The sequence below is a fragment of the Microbacterium sp. ARD31 genome, assembly GCF_031844425.1.
This window is the reverse complement of sequence record NZ_JAUZVE010000001.1, coordinates 637,200-655,691: the sequence shown is the minus strand read 5'-3', so window position 1 is coordinate 655,691 and position 18,492 is coordinate 637,200. Positions and strand designations below refer to the sequence as shown.

The window sequence follows — 18,492 nt, the reverse complement described above, 5'->3', positions numbered from 1 at the left end:
GCTCAGCCCTTCGCGTGCGCCGGGGTGGGCAGCTGCCCGGTGGAGGTGTCGCCGTCGAGCAGTTTGACGACGAGCTCCGCCGAGATGAGGCACATGGGCAGGCCGACGCCGGGGAGCACGGTCTGGCCGGCGTAGAGCAGTCCGTCGACCTTCGAGCGCAGGCCCGGTCGGAACATCGCCGACTGTCGGAGCGTGTGCGCGAGTCCGAGCGCCCCGCCCCGGAACGAGCCGAAGTCCGCGGCGAAGTCGCCGGGCGTGATCGTGCGACGCACCCGGACGCGGTCGGCGAGGTCGGGGACGCCCGTCCAGTCGGCGATCTGCGCGATGACGGCGTCGGCGGCCGCCTCGATCGGGGGGTCGCCGGCGCCGTCCACGCCGCCGCGGCCGAGCTCGGGAGCGGCGGGCATGGGGACGAGGACGAAGAGGTTCTCGTGCCCGGCCGGCGCGACGTCGTCGTCCGTCGCGCTGGGGCGGCAGACGTAGAGCGACGCGGGGTCCGGGATGCCGTCTGCGGCCCCCTCGCCGAAGATCGCGTCGAAGTTCGCCTTCCAGTCCTTCGTGAACAGGAGGGTGTGGTGCTCGAGCTGGGGGAGTTCGCCCTCGACGCCGAGGAGGATGAGCAGCGCGCCGAACGACGGCGTGCGCTTGTCCCACCATGCGTCGCTGCGCGAGCGCAGCTCCGGCTCGAGGAGGACCGTCTCGGTGTGGTGCATGTCCGCCGTCGAGATGACGTGGTCGGCCGCGACGACGGTGCCGTCGGCCAGGCGGATGCCGGTGGCCCGGCCCCCCTCGGTGAGGATCCGTTCGACCGGGGTGCCGGTGCGGATCTCGGCGCCTCGGCCTTCGGCCAGGCGCGCGATCGCCCGGATCACCTGCACGAGGCCCCCGCGCGGATAGAGCACGCCGTCGTCGAGATCGAGGTGGCTCATGAGGTGGTACAGGCTCGGCGCGTCGTAGGGCGATCCGCCGAGGAAGACGGCCGGGTAACCCAGCACCTGCTGCAGCACGGGGTCGGAGAACTTCTTCTCGACGTGGGTCGAGAGGGGGCGCAGGAGCAGCGGCAGAAGGGTGCCGAGCTTGCGGAGGACGTCGGGGTGGGCGAGGCCCTTGAGGGACACGTACGGGTCGTACAGGAACCGTGAGACGGCGAGGTCGTAGATCTCGCCCGCCGAGTCCAGGTACGTCGCCAGTTCGGCGCCGGCGCCGGGTTCGCGCGCCTCGAAGGCCGCGACGGCGGCATCCCGCCCCGACACGACGTCGAAGGGCTCCCGCTCGCCCTCGTGGTAGACGCGGTAGGCCGGTTCGAGGCGCACCAGGTCCAGTTGTTCCCGGGCGCTCGTGCCCAGGAGGGCGAAGAAGTGGTCGAACACCTCGGGCATGAGGTACCAGCTCGGGCCGGTGTCGAACCGGAAACCGTCTTTCTCCCAGCTCCCGGCACGCCCGCCGACGTCGTCCAACGCCTCGAAGACGGTCACCCGGTCACCGCGGTCGGCGAGCAGCGCCGCGGTCGCCAGGCCTGTGATGCCGCCACCGATGATCGCGATACGCCGGCTCATTCGGGGGTTCTCCGGTTCTGTCGTGTCGTGCGAGGCGTGAGGGGTCGACGGTGCGCGACGGCCGCGCGGGCGGCGATCGCCGCCTTGACCGGCGTGGGCACGCGGACCCGGACGCTGAGGTCCTCGGTGCGGCGCAGCCGTTCGGTGAGTTCGGCGAAGAGGCCGTGCGCGGTGGCGACGGCGACCCGGCAGTCGGCGGGGAGGAGCGGGATAGTCGCGGCCGCGGCATCCAGGTCCCCGTCGATGCGGGCGAGCACCTCGCGGCGGCGCGTCGCGCCGTCGCCGACACCGAGGTAGTCCCGTCCCAGCCGCCCGGCGTCGTCGGCGTGGTCGCGGAGGAAGTTGATGTCCTGGAACGCCGCGCCGAGCCGACGCGCCCCCGTGACCAGGACGGCATCGGGTTCGCGGGGGACTCCCGCGCCGGCGTTCACGAACACCTGCAGGCACATGAGCCCGACGACCTCCGCCGAGCCGTAGACGTAGTCGTCGTGCGACGCCTCGTCGTGCTCGGCGCGCTCGAGGTCGGTGCGCATCGACGCGAAGAAGGGTTCGATGTGGTGCCGCGCGATGCCGCACTCCCGCGCCGTCCGCGCGAACGCGTGGACGATGAGGTTCGCACTGAAGCCGCGCTCGATCGCGGCGTAGGTCTCGGTTTCGAGTGCGTCGAGCACGTCGCGCTGCTCGCCGAGCGGGACTCCCGCGGCGGAGGCTGCGCCGTCGACGATCTCGTCGGCGACGCGGACGAGGGCGTAGACGTTCCGCACATGCGGCCGGACGCGCGGCCCGAGCAGGCTCGTCGCGAGGCCGAACGACGTGGAGTAGGCGCGGATGACGGATGCCGCGGCGGCGACCGCCGTCTCGTCGTAGAGCGTGTCGGTCATCGGGGGATGCGGTCCTCCACGGCGGCAGCGAGTGCGGCGAGGAGGACGACGGCGTCGCGGGGGAGCGCGGCGTCGGCGGCGAGAGTCCGCGCGGAGCGCAGCGTCTGCGCGATCATCTCGACGGTGCGCTCCCGGGCGCCGCTCGCCGTCAGCTCGCGCTGGGCGTGTTCGATCGCGATCGGGCCGGTGGGGGCCATCGCCAGGGCCGAGGCGATCTGGGGCCAGGCCTCGGTCTCGGCCGCCATCGCGATGAGGGGGGTCCGTTTCGAGGCGCGCAGGTCCGCCCCGGGCTCTCGCCCGGCCTCGGCACGGGTGCCGAAAGTGCCGATCAGGTCGTCAGCCAACTGGAACGCCACACCGATGGCGGACCCGGCCGCCTCGAGCGCCGCGCGCTGGTCGTCGTTCGCGCCGGCGAGCAGGGCGCCGGCGGCCAGCGGTGCCTGGAACGAGTAGAAGGCCGTCTTGTCGCGCGCGGTGCGCAGGAGCGTGTCCGTCGGCGGCAGGTCCGCGCCGATGGACTGTTCGACGTCGGCGAGCTCCCCGGCCGCCGAGACGAGGACCGCGTCGTCGAGCAGGACGAAGAGGGCCGCACGCTGGGGCGACGTGACGGGTGCCGTCGCGATCAGCCGGGTCGCTTCGAACAGGAGCAGGTCTCCCGCGAGCACCGCGGCCGCCGACCCGAGCAGTCGTGATTCGTCCTCGTCCCCGCCCCGCACGCGCGCGCGTTCGCGGAAGCGGCCGACGACGTTCGGGATGCCGCGCCGCTCGACGTCGCCGTCGATCAGGTCGTCGTGGACGACGAAGGCGGCGTGGAGCAGTTCGAAGGCGGCCGCGACGCGCCACAGGCCGGGGGAGTGGCCGGCATCACCGCCGAACGCCTCGAAGGCGGCGACGACGAGCGCGGGCCGGAGGCGCTTGCCCCCCGTCGCGGAGGCCGCGGTGGCGTCCCCGAGAGCCGCCGATGCCTCGCCGAGCGCCGCCGAGCGCACCCGGAGCCGCTCGAGCGCCACCTCGAGCGCATCGTCGATCTCCCGCCAGGCGGCGGGGGGCAGGCCGATCACGAGGCCCTCCGTTGCTCGTGCGGGGCGAACAGCTCGAGCTGCTGCGCCTGCAGCACGAGCCACGGGCTGAAGGCCCACGGCGTCGTCGTGAGCGAGGCATCCAGGTCGGCGGGGTCGACCCAGCGGGCCTCGGCGACCTCGTCGGGGTTCAGCCGCGGCTCGTCGTCCGTGTAGGCGACGTAGACGGGGCAGATCTCGTGCTCGACGATGCCCGAGGCATCCGTGGCCCGGTACCGGAAGAGCGGGAGGGCGAGGGAGACGTCGCGGAGGGTGAGGCCGACCTCGAACGCCGCCCGACGGTGGACGGCGTCGAGCACGGGTTCGGCGGGGGCGGGGTGTCCGCAGAAGGAGTTCGTCCAGACGCCCGGCCAGGCGGCCTTGCTGAGCGCGCGTCGAGTGACGAGCAGCTGCCCGCGATCGTTGTAGACGTGGCACGAGAAGGCGAGGTGGAGTGCGGTGTCGGTCCCGTGCACGCTGGCCTTCGGAGCCGTGCCGATGTCGCGTCCGTCGTCGTCCAGCAGAACGACGTATTCGATGTCCGACACGATTCCTCCGTAGTTTGCTAGATTATCTAGCGATCAATCGACATGCTACAGACCGACCGGAAAGGTGTCCAATGGTGGCGGAACCATGGATTCCGGCTAACGAGCGCGACGTCGTTGTGCTCGGCGCCCTCGAGGCGGTGCGGGCCTTCTCGGACGCCTTGGACCGAATGTACGCCTCGATGCGCGGTGACATGGACATGAACACGACCGACCTCGCGGCCCTCCGCATGCTCATCACCCGCGAGCAGCACGGCGAGGTCGTGAAGCCCCACGATCTCGCGACGCACCTCGCGATCTCGACCGCATCGACGACGAAACTGCTCGACCGGCTGACGGCCGACGGCTACCTGGTCCGCAAGCCCCACCCGCACGACCGACGGTCGCGGATCGTCGCGCTCACCGACGAGGCGCGTGCGACGTTCCGGAAGCACTTCGGGGAACGGCTGCGGCGGATGCGGGAGGCGACCGAACCGTACTCCGACGACGAACTGCGCACGATCGTGCGGTTCCTCGCCGACATGGAGCGGGCGATGCTGCCCGAGTGACGGTTCGATCCGTCGTCCGAACGCGAAGAAGGCGCCCCCTCCGGAGAGGGAACGCCTTCTTCTTCTTGTTGCGGGGACAGGATTTGAACCTGCGACCTCTGGGTTATGAGCCCAGCGAGCTACCGAGCTGCTCCACCCCGCGGCACAAGAGAAAACACTAGCACGGGTTTCGCGGGCACGCGAATCGGTCCGAAGATGCGGCCCGTTGTCGGCAGGATGGGACGCATGGTCCGCCGCGACACCGATGCTTCCGCCGACGCACAGCCCGACGGGCGGGACGAGACCCGCGACGAACGGGCCGACCGCAACTGGAACGAGGTGCTGCAGGAGTTGCGTGTGCTGCAGACGGGCACGCAGATCCTCACCGGCTTCCTCCTCGCCCTCGCGTTCCAACCCTCCTTCGGCGACTTGGCGTCCTCGCAGCGGCTCGGGTACCTCGTGCTCGTGGTCCTCTCGGCGCTGAGCGCCGTCGTGGCCCTCGCCCCGGTCTCGGTGCACCGCATCCTGTTCGCCCGTCGCGCCAAGCCCGCCATCGTCCGGTTCGGTCATCTCTGCATGATCGGCGCGCTCGTGTTGGTGTCGGCCCTGCTGGTCGGCGTCGTCGCGTTCGTGTTCGACGTCGTCGTGGGCGGTGCGGCATCCTGGGTGGCGGGAGTCGGCCTGGCCGTCGTGATCGCGGCCCTCTGGCTCATCGTCCCGCTCGTCACGCGCCGTCGCTCGGAAGGCACTCCATGACCGTCACCCCGCTCGGCCTCGCGGTCGCGCAGTTCGCGCCGGCCGCCGATGACGCGGCCAACCTCGACACGATCTCCGACCTCGTCGCGCGCGCCGCCTCGCGCGGGGCGCGGATCGTCCTCTTCCCCGAGTACTCGAGCTACTTCGTCGACCCGTTCGACGCCTCGCTCGCCGCGCACGCGCAGGACCTCGACGGCCCCTTCGTGACGGCGCTCACGGACCTCGCCGCCCGCCACGGCGTCCACATCGTCGCGGGCCTCGTCGAACGGGCCGCGAGCAGCGATCGCGTGCGCAACACCGTCGTCGCCGTGGACGCCGGCGGTGTCGTCGCGCGCTACCGGAAGCTCCACCTCTACGACGCGTTCGGGCAGCGCGAATCGGACTGGGTGGAGCCGGGCGGGATCGAGACACCCGAGACGTTCGAGGTGAACGGCATCCGCTTCGCCCTCATGACCTGCTACGACCTCCGCTTCCCCGAAGTCGCCCGGATCCTCGCCGACACCGGCGCACACGTCGTGCTCGTGGCCGCCGAGTGGGTGCGGGGCCCGCTCAAGGAGGATCACTGGCGGACGCTCCTGCAGGCGCGAGCGATCGAGAACACGCTCTACGTTGCCGGCGCCGATCACCCGCCGCCGCTGGGCGTCGGGCACTCCGTCGTGATCGATCCGCTGGGCGTCCCGGTGGCCTCCATCGGCACCGCCACCGATGTCGCGGTGGCCGCCGTCGACGCCGCGGTGGTCGACCGCGTCCGGCGAGTCAACCCGGCGCTGGCGCTGCGCCGCTACCGCGTCGTGCCGCGGGAGTGAGGTCCCGGACGGGTCTCACCGAGCGGATGCCGCGAGGCGCCGCGCCGCCTCGGCGATGACGTCCGTCCGCTTGCACGCCGCGAACCGCACGAGACTCGCGTAGTCCGCCCGATGGTCCTCGGACACGAAGGCGGTGAGGGGGATGGCGGCAACCCCCACCCGTTCGGGCAGCGTGCGGCAGAACCCGGCCGCATCCTCTCCGGCATCCAGCAGCGGACCGACGTCGGCGACGGTGAAGTACGACCCGGCCGGTGTCGACACGTCGAAGCCGGCGGCGATCAGGCCCTCGCCGAGCAGGTCCCGCCGCTCCCGCTGCGTCGCGGCGAGGTCGTCGAAGTAGGCGTCCGGCAGCCCGAGGCCGACGGCGATCGCGGGTTGGAACGGTGCGCCGTTCACATAGGTCAGATACTGCTTGACCGCGAGGACGGCGTCGACGAGGTCGGCCGGGCCGCTCACCCACCCCACCTTCCATCCAGTCGTGCGGAAGGTCTTGCCGCCCGAGGAGATCGTGAGGGTCCGTTCGGCGGCGCCCGGAAGCGTCGCGATCGGCGTGTGCGTCCCGTCGATCACGAGGTGCTCGTAGACCTCGTCGGTGACGATCAGGGCGTCGTGGTGTGCGGCCAGGCGCACGATCTCGGCGCGCACCTCGGCGGAGAACACCGTTCCGGTCGGGTTGTGCGGGTCGTTGACGAGGATGATCCGGGTCCGGTCGCCGACCGCCGCGCGCAGATCGGCGAGGTCGGGTTCGAGGTCGGGCCGGCGCAGCGGCACCGGGACGAGCCGGGCGCCCGCGAGGGCGATCGCGGCGGCGTAGGAGTCGTAGTAGGGCTCGAAGACGACCACTTCATCGTCCGGTCCGTCGAGCAGGGCCAGGAGGGTCGCCGTCAGCGCCTCGGTCGCTCCCGCCGTGATGAGGATCTGCCGCTCGGGGTCGAGGTCGATGCCGTAGAAGCGGTGCTGGTGATCCGCGACGGCTTCTCGGAGCACCGGCATTCCCCGTCCCGGCGGGTACTGGTTGACGCCGGAACGGATCGCGTCGACGGCAGCGGCGAGCACCTCGGCGGGACCGTCCTCGTCGGGGAAGCCCTGGCCGAGGTTGATCGCGTCGTGGCGGACGGCGGCGGCGGTGATCTCCGCGAAGATCGTCGCCGCGAGCGTCCCGTCGGGGGAGAGGAGGCCGGCGCCGCGGGCTGCGCGTTGCCAGGCACCGGGGATGTGCAGCACCGGCCCAGCGTATCGCCCGGCGCCGGGCGGCTTCCGCGGGCGCGACCCGGGGCGTCATCCACTCCCATAGGCTGATCGGAGGGTCGGCATAGCTGGTCCACAGACTCCGGGAGCACTCTGAAGTCGCCTCGAAGAAGGAGCAGTCCCATGAGCGATTCGAACATCCCCGACCCGAACACGTCCGGCGCCCCCGTGCCGCCGCGTCCGCCGCTGCCCGACTCGGGCGCCGCCGGTCCGTCGGCCGCCGGCCCGCAGGCATCCGGCGCCCCGCACGCGGGCGGTGGTTGGTTCTCGCACGGCTCGCAGGCGAGCGGACAGCACGCACCGGGAACGAGCTTCTCCGGTCAGCCGACCGCACCCCAGTCCGACGCTCACGCGCCCCGTGCGGCCGAGGCCAAGGTCGGCTCCGGCAAGATCGTCGCCGTCCTCGTCGCCGCCGCCATCGTCGGCGCGGTGTCTGGTCTCGGCGGTGCCGCGATCGGCAACGACATGTTCGCTGCGAACAGCAGCACCTCGGTCTCGCGCGGATCGACGACCGTCACGGTCAACGATCCCGACAACGTGAACCAGACGACGGGGATCGCGGCCAAGACCCTGCCGAGCGTCGTGACGATCAGTGCGACGTCGTCGGACGGCGGCGGCACCGGATCGGGCGTGATCCTCAGCTCCGACGGCTACATCGTCACCAACACGCACGTGGTCACCCTCGACGGGGCGAGCTCCGACGCCGCCCTCCGGGTCACCACGTCGGACGGCCGTGTGTACGACGCGAAGATCGTCGGGACCGACCCGATCTACGACCTCGCCGTGATCAAGCTGACGGGGGCGAGCGGGCTGACCCCGATCACCTTCGCCGACTCGAGCAAGCTCAACGTCGGTGACACGACCGTCGCCGTGGGCGCTCCGCTGGGTCTGTCGAACACCGTCACCACCGGTATCGTCAGCGCGCTGAACCGCTCGATCCAGATCGCGTCCTCGGCCGTCCCCGACTCCGGTGAGCAGCAGCAGGACCAGGGCCAGAACGGCGAGTCGCCGTTCCAGTTCGACTTCGGCCAGGGTCAGGAGCGCGGCTCCGGATCCTCGGGCACGATCTCGATCGCCGTCATCCAGACCGACGCGGCCATCAATCCCGGCAACTCCGGCGGTGCGCTCGTCGACGACACCGGCGACCTGATCGGCATCAACGTCGCGATCGCGACGGCGGGCGGCGGCTCGTCCTCCTCGAGCGAGGCGGGATCGATCGGCGTCGGGTTCTCCATCCCGTCGAACATCGTCAAGCGGGTCACGGACGAGATCATCGCGGACGGCTCCGCCAGCCACGGTCTGCTCGGCGCGATGGTCGGCAACGCCGCGGACGCCGAGAACAGCACCGTCGCGGGGGCCCTCATCAGCGACGTCACCTCGGGTGGTGCCGCGGCGCAGGCAGGTCTGAAGGCGGGCGACGTCGTCACCGAGTTCAACGGCGTCCCGGTCCGCGACGCGACCGATCTGACCGCCCAGGTCCGCGCGCTGGCGGCGGGCGCGAAGGCCAGTCTCGTCTACGTCCGCGACGGCAAGACGCAGAGCGCCGATGTCACCCTCGGCGAGCTGACCGAGTAGCCCGTCCGAGTCACGACCCCACCCCGCGATAGGCTCGCGGGGTGGGGTCTTTCTCGTTCGCGTCGGGCAATGCCGCCCAGGTGATGAGGCTTCCGCTCCACGTCCTCGGGCTCGTCCTCACCCGTGTCATCCCGCGCTCCCGGGACCTGTGGGTCTTCGGCTCCGCCGTCGGGATCGGCGAGGGCGCCCTCGCGCTGTGGCACGTAGCGACCGCCGCGGGCGAACGTGCGGTGTGGCTCACCGGGTCGGATGCCGACGCGGATGCCGCGCGCCGAGCGGGCATCCCGTCGGCCCCCAAACGCGGGCTGCGGGGCTTCTGGCTCACCGCGCGCGCTCGCGTCGTGGTCGTCACGCACGGCGCCGGCGACGTGAACCGTTACGCCACGTCCGGGTCCTACCTCGTGCAGCTCTGGCACGGCATCCCGTTGAAGCGACTCGGTCTCGACTCCCCGGTCACGGCGCGCGCCCCCCTCCCGATTCCGGGGCTCGCCCGCCTCCTGCGGACCGCCTACCGGCGGACCCAGCGACGCATCCGTCTGCTCCCGGCCGCCTCGCACCTCGTCCGCGGACGGCTGGAGTCGGCCTTCGGGCTCGGTCACGACCGGGTGCTCGTGACGGGCGAGCCCCGTGTCGACGTGCTCTCGAGCGGGCGCTCCGCCGCCGAGGCCCGGGCGGACGTCGAGGCGCTCGTGGGGCCGCTCGGCGGCGCCCGAGTCGTGCTCTACGCGCCGACGTGGCGCGACGGCGAGCCCGATCCGGCCGTGCCGACCGCGAGCGAGTGGCAGACGATCTCGACCGCGCTCGAGCGCGTCGACGCCGTGCTGCTCGTGCGATCGCATCCGTTGGGGGCGGGGGAGTACCGCGCCGGGGCGGCGGGCGACCGCATCCGTCTGCTCGGGTCCGACCTGCTGCCGGACGTGACCCCGGCCCTCCCGGCCCTCGACGTCCTCATCACGGATTACTCGTCGCTCGTCTACGACACGGCGCTCGTGCCGGTACCCGTGGTGTTCTTCGCGCCGGACGAGGCCCGCTACGCCGCCGAGCGCGGGTTCTACGGTCGCTACCGCGACGTCGCGGGCGAGGACGTCGCCGTCGACTGGACGGGCGTCATGGCGCAGGTCACGGCGGTGCTGGGCGACGACCGCGAGCGCGAGCGCCGCGTCGCGCGTGCCGAGGCGCTGAGCGCACAGGTCCACGCCTACCGCGACGGCCGCAACGCCGAGCGCGTCCACGCCGCCATCCGCCGCGGACTGTCGACCACGCGCCGGGGAAGGGGTCGAGGATGATCCGGGTGTCGCTGGTGGCCGGGGACGCGCTGCAGTTCGAGGATCGCGGCCCCGCTCCCGCCGGGCTCCGTGTCGCAGGGCCTCGAGCCGTCTCCGCCGCGTCGATCTCGGCGACGGATGCCGGCTGGCGCGCCGTCCTCCCGCTGCGGGTGTCGCGGTGGGGAAGACCCGAGCTCGCGCTCCCGAGCGGCACCTACCGCCTCGAGCTCGACGGTCCCGCGCGGGGCTCGGCGGAGATCGCTCCGCTGGCGCGCACGGTGGCGGAGACTCTCGCCGTCGAGGTCCGGGACGGGCAGGTGATCGTCGGCCCGCCGCTGACCGAGGCCGACGCCGCGCCCGCCGGGCAGGCTGCGCTCGAGCGGGCCTACGCCGACCGATCGGACGACCTCGAGAACGCGGTCTTCTTCGAGAGCTTCTACGGCCGCAACGCCAGCTGCAACCCGCGGGCGATCGACGCCGAGATCGCGCGGATCGCCCCGACCGTCGTCCGCTACTGGAGCATCGTCGACCGGTCGGTCGAGGTGCCGCCCGGCGCCGTCGCCGTGGTCGAGGGGTCCCCGGAGTGGTGGCGCGCGCGCGGTGCGGCGCGCCTGCTCGTCGTCAACGACTGGCTGCGCCGTCGGTTCGTCCGGCGTCCCGGCCAACGCGTCCTGCAGACCTGGCACGGCACACCGCTGAAACGGCTCGCCCTCGACCGGCCCGGGTTCGACCCGCGTCGTGCTCTCGCCGTCGTCCGCGAGAGCCGGCGGTGGGACGTGCTGCTCGCGCAGAACCCGTACGCGGCCCGCATCCTCCGCACCGCCTACGCCTTCGGTCGGCGGCCCGTGTGGGTGGAGGGCTATCCCCGCAACGACGTGCTGCTCACCGGGGATCGCGACGCCGTCCGCCGCGCATTGGGCGTCGGGCCGGACGAGCGCGTCCTCCTCTACGCGCCGACGTGGCGTGACGACCGCGAGCAGATGGTCGATTTCCTCGACCTGCAGAAGCTCGCGCAGGATGCCGGGGCCACGGTCCTCGTGCGAGGCCACTCGCGGACCCTCCTCCCCGGCGCGGATGCGACGGGGCCGCGCGTCGTCGACGTCACCGGGTACCCCGACATCTCGGCGCTCCTCCTGGCGGCCGATGCGCTCGTCACGGACTACTCCTCCGTCATGTTCGACTTCACCGCCACCGGCAAACCGGTCCACTTCTTCGTGCCCGACCTCGAGCACTACCGCGGCAGGCTCCGCGGGTTCTACTTCGACCTGGCCGAACGGGCACCGGGGCCGCTCGCGGCGACGCAGGACGAGCTGACGGCGGGACTGAACGACCCGGACGTGCCGGAGCGGTTCGCGGAGCGCTACGCCTCCTGGACGGCGCGGTTCAACGCGCGCGACGACGGTCGCGCCGCCGAGCGTGTCGTCGCGCGCCTCCTCGACCAGGGCATGATCGCGCGCGACTGACGCCTCGCCGCTGCCGTGGCGGCTGTTGTCACGGCAGGGGCGTGTTGCGGTCCAACCGCGACGTGTCGATCGTGTCCTTCGCCCCCCGCACGAGGCCGACGAGGAAACCCGCCCCCCAGGAGAGGTGCATGGTGGGCAGGACCACGGCCAGCCAGGCGCGTTCGCGCAACGACCGCCCGGCGACGACGCTGAAGCCGAGGACGCCGATGACGTAGAGCGCGATCGGCAGGTGGACGACCGAGAGGATCGCCGAGGCGAGACCGCTCACCGCGCCGGTGACCTGCAGCACCGCGATGACGAGGCTCGCCACGACGGCGGCGACCAGCGCGGGCGGTGCGAAGAAGCGGAGCGAGTTCAGACGACCGAATCGGCGGACGAGCTCACCCCGCCAGGTCCCGGTTGCGACGAACTGCCGCGCCAGGCGCGCCCAGCTCTCGCGCGGCCAGTACGTCACGGCCAGCTGGGGGTCGAACCAGACGCGGTAGCCGGCCCGACGGATGCGGAGGTTGAGTTCCCAGTCCTCGCCGCGGCGGATCGACTCGTCGAACAGTCCGACTTCCTCGAGCACCTCGCGTCGCATGACGCCGAGGTAGGCCGATTCGGCCGGGCCCTCCGGCGCCCCGACGTGATACGCCCCGCCACCGAGGCCGGCGGGGGAGTTGTAGGCGATCGCCACCGCGCGTTGGAACGGGGTGCGCCCGTCGGCGCGCATCACGCCACCGACGTTCGCGGCGCGAGCGCGCTCGAGGGTGGCGAGCGCGCGCCGCGTGTACCCCGGGGCGAGTTCGGAGTGCGCGTCGACCCGCACGATCGTGGGATGCCGCGCGGCGCGGATCGCGAGGTTCAGGGCCACCGGGATGTCGGCCTGCGGGTTCTCCACGAGACGGATGCGGGGGTCCGCCGCGGCCAGTCGCCCGGCGAGCTCCGTCGTCCCGTCGCTCGAGGGGCCGAGCGCCAGGATCAGCTCCGCGGGTCCGTCGACGTCCTGCTGGAGGACCGTCTGCACCGCGCGCTCGAGGTAGTCCCGTTCGTTCAGCACAGGCATGACGAACGTGACTCCCGATCCGGGCGCCGGCACAGGGGCGTCGACGGTCACGACGCGCCGGGGGTACGGGGGATGAGAGCGTCGAGCTGGGCGAGCACCTCGGCGGTGTAGGCCGCGACGTCGAGGGATGCCGGTGCCACGCGCCCGGCGAGGAAGTCCGCCATCCCCGCGGCGAGGGCGGTGTCCTCGCGGTCGACGATGTGCATGTCGTCGCCGGGGAGCGCACCGCGGGCGGATCCGAAGGCGGTCGAGATGATCGGGAGGCCCAGCTGCGCTGCCTCGATGAGGACCATGGGCTGGCCCTCGTAGTCGCTCGAGAGGACGAAGCAGTCGCACCGCCGCATGACGGATGCCGGGTCCCGCAGCGGCCCGGTCAGGATGACGCGTCCGGTGAGTCCCGCGTCGCGGACCTGCTGCTCCAGGTCGCGACGGAGGGGCCCTCCGCCGACGAGGAGCAGCTGGGTGTCGGGTTCGGTCGCGGACAGGAGGGCGAAGGCGCGGATCAGGCGCGCGTGGTTCTTCTCGGTCGAGAGTCGTCCGACCGTGACGAACCTGCGGATCCCCGGCACCGCGAGGGCGGCGTCGAGCGTCTCGCCGAGCGCGGCATCCTCCTCCGGCTCCTCGCCTTCCTCGTCGCGCTCGTCGAGTGCGGCCGCGGACACGATGTCGGGCAGGTTCCGCAGGGTGACGAACCGGTCGCCGGGGGCGTACTCCGCCAGCTCGGCGCGGTTGAGGTCGGTGAGGGCGGGCGACACCGAGACGAGCTGGTCGTAGGCCCGGTACATGGCGAACACGCGGCCGAGGGAGCGGCGGAACGGCTGCTTGCCGTTGACCGTGCGGTCGCGATCGGCGGCCATCTCGTTGTGCAGCCAGATGGCGCGGACGGCGCGCGGCGAGTGCAGCATCAGGTGGGCCCAGAACGGGCTGTATCCGCTGAAGTCGGCGACCCAGTCGAACGTGGCGGACCCGAAGATGCGCGTCCACTCGTCGCGCCAGAGCGTGCGGTGGCCGAGTCGCCGGTGGGCTCGCAGCGGGTCGGTGCTGACGTCGGCGACGCGCCGCATGATCTGACGGGCCTTCAGCCCGTTCATGCCGCCGACGCGGAAGACCTGCCGGATGCCCGGGTCGAGCCGCGACTGGTTGTGCGTGGTCGTCGCGCCGCGCGGGAACGCCATGAGCGCCGTCACGTCGTACTTCTCGGTGTCGAGCGAGTTCAGCAGGTTGACGGCTGCGGTCGTGATGCCGTTCAGTCGCATGCCGCCGAGGTAGAACAGCAGGCGCGGACGCCCGTCGCGGCGCACCGGGCGGACCCGGCGCTCGGCGGTGCGTCCCCGGAACACGACGTCGATGACCCGCGACGTGGCTCCGCCGTCCTCGTGGGGTACGAAGCGGCGGGCCCAGTCCGCGTACCGCGGGTGCGCTGGAGCACCGGGGGCAAGGAGCGCGGCCAGGTCGCGCCCGAGCGCCTCGGGGTCGGTGTGCACCGGACCGGGCAGCTCGTCGAGCGGCATGTAGGTGCCGCGCTCGGCGCCGTAGGCGTCGCCGTCGGGCACGAGGAAGCCGATCGGCCGATCGGTCGCGAGGTAGTCGAAGAAGATCGACGAGTAATCGGTCACGAGGGCGTCCGCGAGACCGAGGAGCACGTTGGTCGGCGTCGTGTTGGGGACGAGCAGGCGGCGCAGTGCCGGGATGCCGCTGGCCGCGCGGTGGACCACCTGGTGGGTCTTGAGGAGGACGACGACGTCGTCGCCGAGCTGTCGCTGCAGGCCCGCCGCCTGGTCGGCGAGATGGGCGAGGTCGGCGTCCGGCGCCTGGAACGAACTGCCTCGCCACGTCGGTGCGAACAGGACGATGCGCCGGCCTGTGAGCTCGATGCCCAGACGGCTCCCCAGGTCGGCGATCCGGGCGACGCGTTCCGCCTCGGGCATCCGCTGACGGTCGATGCGGGGGTAGCCCTCTTCGATGATCGCGCCCCGGTAGACGTTGCGCAGCTGATAGGCGTCCTCGTACATGGTCTCGGCCATGAAGGGGTTCGCCGCGAGGAGGTAGTCGGCGTTCAGCAGGTTCCGCAGGGTGTTGGCGGACTCCCGTGCGCCGCCCGGCATGTCGAAGCCCATCAGCTTCAGCGGTGTGCCGTGCCAGGTGTTCAGGTAGACCTGTCCCACCCGCTTGCTGAATGCCGTCGGGAAGGTCGCGTTGTTGATGAGGTACCCCGCGGTCGACACCGCACGCCAATAGGCGCCGCTGCCCCGGGAGACGATCTCGACCCGCCGGTCGCCGGCGAACTCCGCGCGGAGGGTGGCTGCGGCATCCGCGTCACTGATCGCCCAGATGTGCGTCAGGTCGGCGAACTCGGGATCGGCGAGGAGGGCCCGGAAGATCGCCTCGGGATTGCAGAGCGCACCGTTGCCCGCGAAGGACTCGTAGAGGACCGTCCGATGCCGGATCGGCCGCGACCGGGACCAGGCGATGAGTTCGGAGGTCGGCACGCGCTTGGCGCGGGTGAGGGCGGAGCGGATGGCACGGGTGACGGCGGGCGGAAGGGGCGAACGCATGAGGGGTGCTGTGCTCTCGTCGACGGCAGGTCAGGGCGCGACTTCTCCGGCCCGGCGACGCGCTCGCGCCGCAACTGCTCGGTGAACGCGTCGCGCCGCCTTGTGCATTCTAGCTTCGACCGCCTCGTAGAACCCCCAGGCGACCAGGAGGCTGAGGGGGATGCCGAGAAGACCGACGAGCCCCCAGGCCTCGGATCCGAACGCGAAGGCGAGGGTGGCGAGCACCGGCACGTGGACGAGGTAGAGGCTGAAGGAGATCTTGCCGAGCCACTGGATCGGGCGTGTCTCGAAGAGCCGGATCGCCGGCCTCCACGCGAGCGCGACCAGCACGATGCCGGCAGCACCCGGTGCGGCGAACGCCCACAGCAGGTGATTGAGGTCGGTGCCGCTGGGGAAGATCGGGCGCGCCAGCCAGCTGCCGATGAGCATGAGGGCGCTCACCAGGGTGAACAGCGGCATGAACCAGCGCGGGCGGGGGCGTTCCACCCAGGCGAGCAGGTCCGGCATCCGCGCAGCCATGATCGTCCCGATCACGAAGACGGGGAAGTAGAGCAGTTCGCTCTGCTCGAAGAGGCGCCCGACGACGCTCAGGGCGCAGCAGACGATGACCGCCGCGAGCGCGTGCCGCCGCACGAGCAGAGCCAGAGCCGTCGCCAGCGGCAGGACGATCGAGTAGAGCAGTTCCCAGTGGAGCGACCACAACGGGTTGTTGAGGGGATACTGACGCGGAACGAGCGATGCCTGCGCCAGGAACGATCCCGCCGACACGCTGTCCGCGTGCGTCTCCGCCATCCAGGACCCCGGCGGCATACGCGACGGGTCGCGGGGGACCAGGAGGATCAGGATCGCGCTCAGGGCCAGCGAGGCGATGACGGGTCCGTAGAGGCGGACGACGCGGGCCGAGAGGAAACCCATCCAGGAGAAGTTCTCCTTGAAGACCGGCAGGACCACCACGAGTCCCGAGAGCACGAAGAAGACGAGGACCGCTTCGTTGCCGGCCGTGAGGAGTTTGACGGGGGACTGGGAGATGACCGCCCAGCTGACGGTTCCCTCCAGCAGCGGCTCCGCGATCAGCAGCCAGTGGTGCAGGAGCACGACGAGGGCGGCCACTCCGCGAAGTCCGTCCAGGCTCTGGATCCGGCCGGACGGCTGCTGCGAGGGAGTCGTGACCACTCGACAACGCTAGTCAGTCCGCGCGCCGCCTCCACACCACTTGCGCGCGCCGGGCCGGGTGTGCAGCCCCGCGACGGTCAGCTGCCGACGCCGGTGGCGGCCAGGACGCCGACGACGAGGGATGCCGCCGCGAGCAGCAGGGCGACGCCGATGAGGACGGCGTGCACGACGAGGAACCGGGTCGGTCGGCCCTGCGCGTCCCGCGCCCGTGTGTCGCGAGAGACGCGACGGAAGAACGTCGGCCACACGAGCACGTTGAACAGGGCGTTGGCGATCAGAAGGGCCACGAGGGTGGGGAGCACGCGGCCACGCTACCCGCTGAGGGCGGGGTCGTCGCCGTGTCGCTCCCTGCGGGATCGCGGCAGCCGACGCGGAGCGACGGCCGTGAGCTCCGCCGGGAACTCGAGCGGCGGCGGACCGAAGGCGCGCCGGGCTCCGACGATGACCCGTCGGCCGAGGATGTGGTTGCCGCCGCCGCCGATGACCGCACCGATGCCGAAGGGGAGTGCCCGCCCGAGGAGGGACGCGCTGCCCTGGGCGGCGAATCGACGGAGGAAGGCGCCCTTGAGGCGGTCGATGAGGGGACCGACCATCGCTCGCGGCAGCGACGTCGTGATCATCTGGCCCCAGTACGCATCGCGGGCCGGGCCGGTGCCGCTCACCTGGCGGGCGAATTGGCTCACCAGGTCGACACCCTCGCGACCCACCATGAGGGTCAGCACGAGTGCACGGGCTCGGTCGGGATCGTTGACGCGGATGCCGTGCACCTCCGCCAGGGACTGTGCGAACAGGGCTGTCGCCTCGAGGAATCCGACGGTCTCGGCACCGCTGAGCGCGAGCGTCACGCCCGTGCCGATGCCGGGCACGACGGCGGTGGCGCCGACGGCGGCACCGCCGGTCGTGACGGTGGCGAGGTAACGACGCTCGAGGATCCGGCCCATCTCGGCCGGGGTCGCTTCGGGATGCCGCGCGCGGATCGTCCGCAGGTGCGCGAGGACGGCTGGCCGCTGCACCGCGAGCACGCGGTCGAGCAGTCGGATCATCCACGGGTGCTCGGGGGAACCCTCCGGGGGGAGCCCGCCCGCCCAGGGCGCCCCGTCCGGAAGGGAGTGGATGCGGGGGACGTCGCTCATGGTGGATCTCACGATGCGCCGGGACGCATCGTCCGCTGCCTCAGACGTAGAGGTTCGCCCGATCGAGGTCTTCCGCGAAGTCGACCTCGACGGCGTACAGGTCGGAGATGTCGAGGGGCCGCAGCTTCAGGCCGTTCTCGGCGATCGCGAGCTCGAGACCCCGCTCGAAGTAGTCCTGGTTGTCGACGTGGCCCAGCTGAGCGATGAGCGCCGGCTTGTCGGCGCGCGAGATGTAGTTGATCCCGACCGCTTCGCCGAGGCCGCCGACGACGGTCTTCGACAGCTCGGCGATGTTGCCGTCCGCGTCGACGGTGTACTTGACCTCTTCGTCGCTGACCTTCGAGGTGTTCACCGTCACGAAGGACTGGTCCGCCTCGATGAGCCCCAGGGCCCGGCCGAGCACACGCGGATCGAACACGACGTCGCCGTTCATCCAGAGGACACCGGACTTGCCCGTCGCCTTGAGGGCACGCAGCAGGCTCTTGGACGTGTTGGTCTGGTCGTAGCGGTCGTTGTAGACGTAGTCGACGTCGGGGAAGGCCTCGACGATGGTCTCGGCACGGTAGCCGACCACCGTGGTGATGTGGGCCTTGGGCCCGAATGCCGCGCGGATGTTGTCGTGCTGCTGCCCCATGATGCTGCGGCCGTCGCTCAGCGCGGTCAGCGGCTTGGGCAGGCTGCGGCCGAGGCGCGAGCCCATGCCGGCTGCGAGGATGACGATCTTGGTCACGGGGTGCTCCTGACGATGTGGTCACTGTCCGTACATCGGAAAGACACATCTTCGTGCCGCCCTCGATGCTATCGGTGTCACCTGAAAAGGGCCCGTATCCTGGCCCGACGTTGTGCATTCGTGATAGTGCGACCCCCTGTGGCGTGCGCCGGAAGTCGCACCGGTCGGGCTTGCTA

General features: G+C 71.7%; 17 protein-coding genes and 1 tRNA gene. 6 read left to right on the top strand and 12 right to left on the bottom strand.

The features are described from left to right. Nucleotides 1-2 precede the first annotated feature (2 nt). Genes crtI through idi form a run of 4 tightly spaced genes read right to left on the bottom strand, consistent with a single transcriptional unit; the run spans nucleotide 3 to nucleotide 4,043 of the window. The gene (gene crtI, locus Q9S36_RS03395) at nucleotides 3-1,556 is read right to left on the bottom strand and encodes a phytoene desaturase family protein (protein WP_311283936.1); all 1,554 of its coding nucleotides are present in this window, start codon (nucleotides 1,554-1,556) and stop codon (nucleotides 3-5) included. Then, nucleotides 1,553-2,437: a phytoene/squalene synthase family protein gene (locus Q9S36_RS03390; RefSeq protein WP_311283935.1), complete on the bottom strand. Its 885-nt coding sequence runs from the start codon at nucleotides 2,435-2,437 to the stop codon at nucleotides 1,553-1,555. The genes crtI and Q9S36_RS03390 overlap by 4 nt, the downstream gene beginning before the upstream one ends. After that, nucleotides 2,434-3,498, bottom strand: coding sequence for a polyprenyl synthetase family protein (locus Q9S36_RS03385; protein ID WP_311283934.1), 1,065 nt, complete (start codon nucleotides 3,496-3,498; stop codon nucleotides 2,434-2,436). The genes Q9S36_RS03390 and Q9S36_RS03385 overlap by 4 nt, the downstream gene beginning before the upstream one ends. After that, nucleotides 3,495-4,043 (bottom strand): isopentenyl-diphosphate Delta-isomerase, encoded by a 549-nt coding sequence (gene idi, locus Q9S36_RS03380; RefSeq protein WP_064001841.1) that lies wholly within the window; start codon nucleotides 4,041-4,043, stop codon nucleotides 3,495-3,497. Before idi ends, Q9S36_RS03385 begins: the two co-directional genes overlap by 4 nt. Before the next feature lie 71 nt (nucleotides 4,044-4,114). On the opposite strand from idi, the gene Q9S36_RS03375 reads away from it, so the two are divergent. Then, a complete protein-coding gene (locus Q9S36_RS03375; protein WP_311283933.1) occupies nucleotides 4,115-4,588 on the top strand; it encodes a MarR family transcriptional regulator in 474 nt (157 codons plus the stop codon). Nucleotides 4,589-4,656: 68 nt separating this feature from the next. Here the strand turns inward: Q9S36_RS03375 and Q9S36_RS03370 are convergent. Beyond that, a tRNA-Met gene (locus Q9S36_RS03370) sits at nucleotides 4,657-4,730 on the bottom strand. A gap of 83 nt (nucleotides 4,731-4,813) precedes the next feature. Between Q9S36_RS03370 and Q9S36_RS03365 the strand changes: the two genes are divergently transcribed. Then, entirely contained in the window at nucleotides 4,814-5,323 is a 510-nt protein-coding gene (locus tag Q9S36_RS03365) for a DUF6328 family protein (RefSeq protein WP_311283932.1), read from the top strand. Continuing rightward, the gene (locus Q9S36_RS03360) at nucleotides 5,320-6,129 is read left to right on the top strand and encodes a carbon-nitrogen hydrolase family protein (protein ID WP_217530197.1); all 810 of its coding nucleotides are present in this window, start codon (nucleotides 5,320-5,322) and stop codon (nucleotides 6,127-6,129) included. Before Q9S36_RS03365 ends, Q9S36_RS03360 begins: the two co-directional genes overlap by 4 nt. A 15-nt stretch (nucleotides 6,130-6,144) precedes the next feature. Here Q9S36_RS03360 and Q9S36_RS03355 read toward each other — a convergent pair whose 3' ends face one another. Next, nucleotides 6,145-7,353 (bottom strand): aminotransferase class I/II-fold pyridoxal phosphate-dependent enzyme, encoded by a 1,209-nt coding sequence (locus Q9S36_RS03355; RefSeq protein WP_311283931.1) that lies wholly within the window; start codon nucleotides 7,351-7,353, stop codon nucleotides 6,145-6,147. A 147-nt stretch (nucleotides 7,354-7,500) separates the two neighbouring features. Here Q9S36_RS03355 and Q9S36_RS03350 point away from each other — a divergent pair, with 147 nt between their 5' ends. From Q9S36_RS03350 to Q9S36_RS03340, 3 genes are read left to right on the top strand one after another with little or no spacing between them, the layout of a single operon-like run. Further along, nucleotides 7,501-8,952, top strand: coding sequence for a trypsin-like peptidase domain-containing protein (locus Q9S36_RS03350; RefSeq protein WP_311283930.1), 1,452 nt, complete (start codon nucleotides 7,501-7,503; stop codon nucleotides 8,950-8,952). Nucleotides 8,953-8,993: 41 nt separating this feature from the next. Next, nucleotides 8,994-10,238, top strand: coding sequence for a CDP-glycerol glycerophosphotransferase family protein (locus Q9S36_RS03345; protein ID WP_311283929.1), 1,245 nt, complete (start codon nucleotides 8,994-8,996; stop codon nucleotides 10,236-10,238). Then, nucleotides 10,235-11,680 (top strand): CDP-glycerol glycerophosphotransferase family protein, encoded by a 1,446-nt coding sequence (locus Q9S36_RS03340; protein WP_311283928.1) that lies wholly within the window; start codon nucleotides 10,235-10,237, stop codon nucleotides 11,678-11,680. Before Q9S36_RS03345 ends, Q9S36_RS03340 begins: the two co-directional genes overlap by 4 nt. Nucleotides 11,681-11,708: 28 nt before the next feature. On the opposite strand, the gene Q9S36_RS03335 is transcribed toward Q9S36_RS03340, so the two are convergent. From Q9S36_RS03335 to Q9S36_RS03310, 6 genes are all read right to left on the bottom strand, one after another. Beyond that, the gene (locus tag Q9S36_RS03335) at nucleotides 11,709-12,725 is read right to left on the bottom strand and encodes a glycosyltransferase family 2 protein (RefSeq protein WP_311283927.1); all 1,017 of its coding nucleotides are present in this window, start codon (nucleotides 12,723-12,725) and stop codon (nucleotides 11,709-11,711) included. Between the two features lie 47 nt (nucleotides 12,726-12,772). Beyond that, nucleotides 12,773-15,280, bottom strand: a complete 2,508-nt coding sequence (locus Q9S36_RS03330; protein WP_311283926.1) for a glycosyltransferase — start codon at nucleotides 15,278-15,280, stop codon at nucleotides 12,773-12,775. A 30-nt stretch (nucleotides 15,281-15,310) separates the two neighbouring features. Continuing rightward, complete coding sequence (locus tag Q9S36_RS03325; RefSeq protein WP_311283925.1) at nucleotides 15,311-16,453, bottom strand: acyltransferase; 1,143 nt, start codon at nucleotides 16,451-16,453, stop codon at nucleotides 15,311-15,313. Between the two features lie 77 nt (nucleotides 16,454-16,530). After that, nucleotides 16,531-16,755 carry an SCO4848 family membrane protein gene (locus Q9S36_RS03320; RefSeq protein ID WP_253034191.1) on the bottom strand — a complete coding sequence of 75 codons (225 nt, stop codon included), beginning with the start codon at nucleotides 16,753-16,755 and terminating at the stop codon, nucleotides 16,531-16,533. Nucleotides 16,756-16,764: 9 nt separating this feature from the next. Then, nucleotides 16,765-17,586 (bottom strand): hypothetical protein, encoded by an 822-nt coding sequence (locus tag Q9S36_RS03315; protein ID WP_311283924.1) that lies wholly within the window; start codon nucleotides 17,584-17,586, stop codon nucleotides 16,765-16,767. Between the two features lie 40 nt (nucleotides 17,587-17,626). Beyond that, nucleotides 17,627-18,316, bottom strand: a complete 690-nt coding sequence (locus Q9S36_RS03310) for a phosphocholine cytidylyltransferase family protein (RefSeq protein WP_311283923.1) — start codon at nucleotides 18,314-18,316, stop codon at nucleotides 17,627-17,629. Between the last annotated feature and the right edge of the window lie 176 nt (nucleotides 18,317-18,492).

Excerpts from the sequence above, each read along its gene's own strand:
- crtI (WP_311283936.1), bottom strand. The coding sequence starts at position 1,556 with ATGAGCCGGCGTATCGCGATCATCGGTGGCGGCATCACAGGCCTGGCG.
- Q9S36_RS03390 (WP_311283935.1), bottom strand. The coding sequence starts at position 2,437 with ATGACCGACACGCTCTACGACGAGACGGCGGTCGCCGCCGCGGCATCC.
- Q9S36_RS03375 (WP_311283933.1), top strand. The coding sequence starts at position 4,115 with ATGGTGGCGGAACCATGGATTCCGGCTAACGAGCGCGACGTCGTTGTG.
- Q9S36_RS03365 (WP_311283932.1), top strand. The coding sequence starts at position 4,814 with ATGGTCCGCCGCGACACCGATGCTTCCGCCGACGCACAGCCCGACGGG.
- Q9S36_RS03360 (WP_217530197.1), top strand. The coding sequence starts at position 5,320 with ATGACCGTCACCCCGCTCGGCCTCGCGGTCGCGCAGTTCGCGCCGGCC.
- Q9S36_RS03350 (WP_311283930.1), top strand. The coding sequence starts at position 7,501 with ATGAGCGATTCGAACATCCCCGACCCGAACACGTCCGGCGCCCCCGTG.
- Q9S36_RS03340 (WP_311283928.1), top strand. The coding sequence starts at position 10,235 with ATGATCCGGGTGTCGCTGGTGGCCGGGGACGCGCTGCAGTTCGAGGAT.
- Q9S36_RS03335 (WP_311283927.1), bottom strand. The coding sequence starts at position 12,725 with ATGCCTGTGCTGAACGAACGGGACTACCTCGAGCGCGCGGTGCAGACG.
- Q9S36_RS03330 (WP_311283926.1), bottom strand. The coding sequence starts at position 15,280 with ATGCGTTCGCCCCTTCCGCCCGCCGTCACCCGTGCCATCCGCTCCGCC.
- Q9S36_RS03315 (WP_311283924.1), bottom strand. The coding sequence starts at position 17,586 with ATGAGCGACGTCCCCCGCATCCACTCCCTTCCGGACGGGGCGCCCTGG.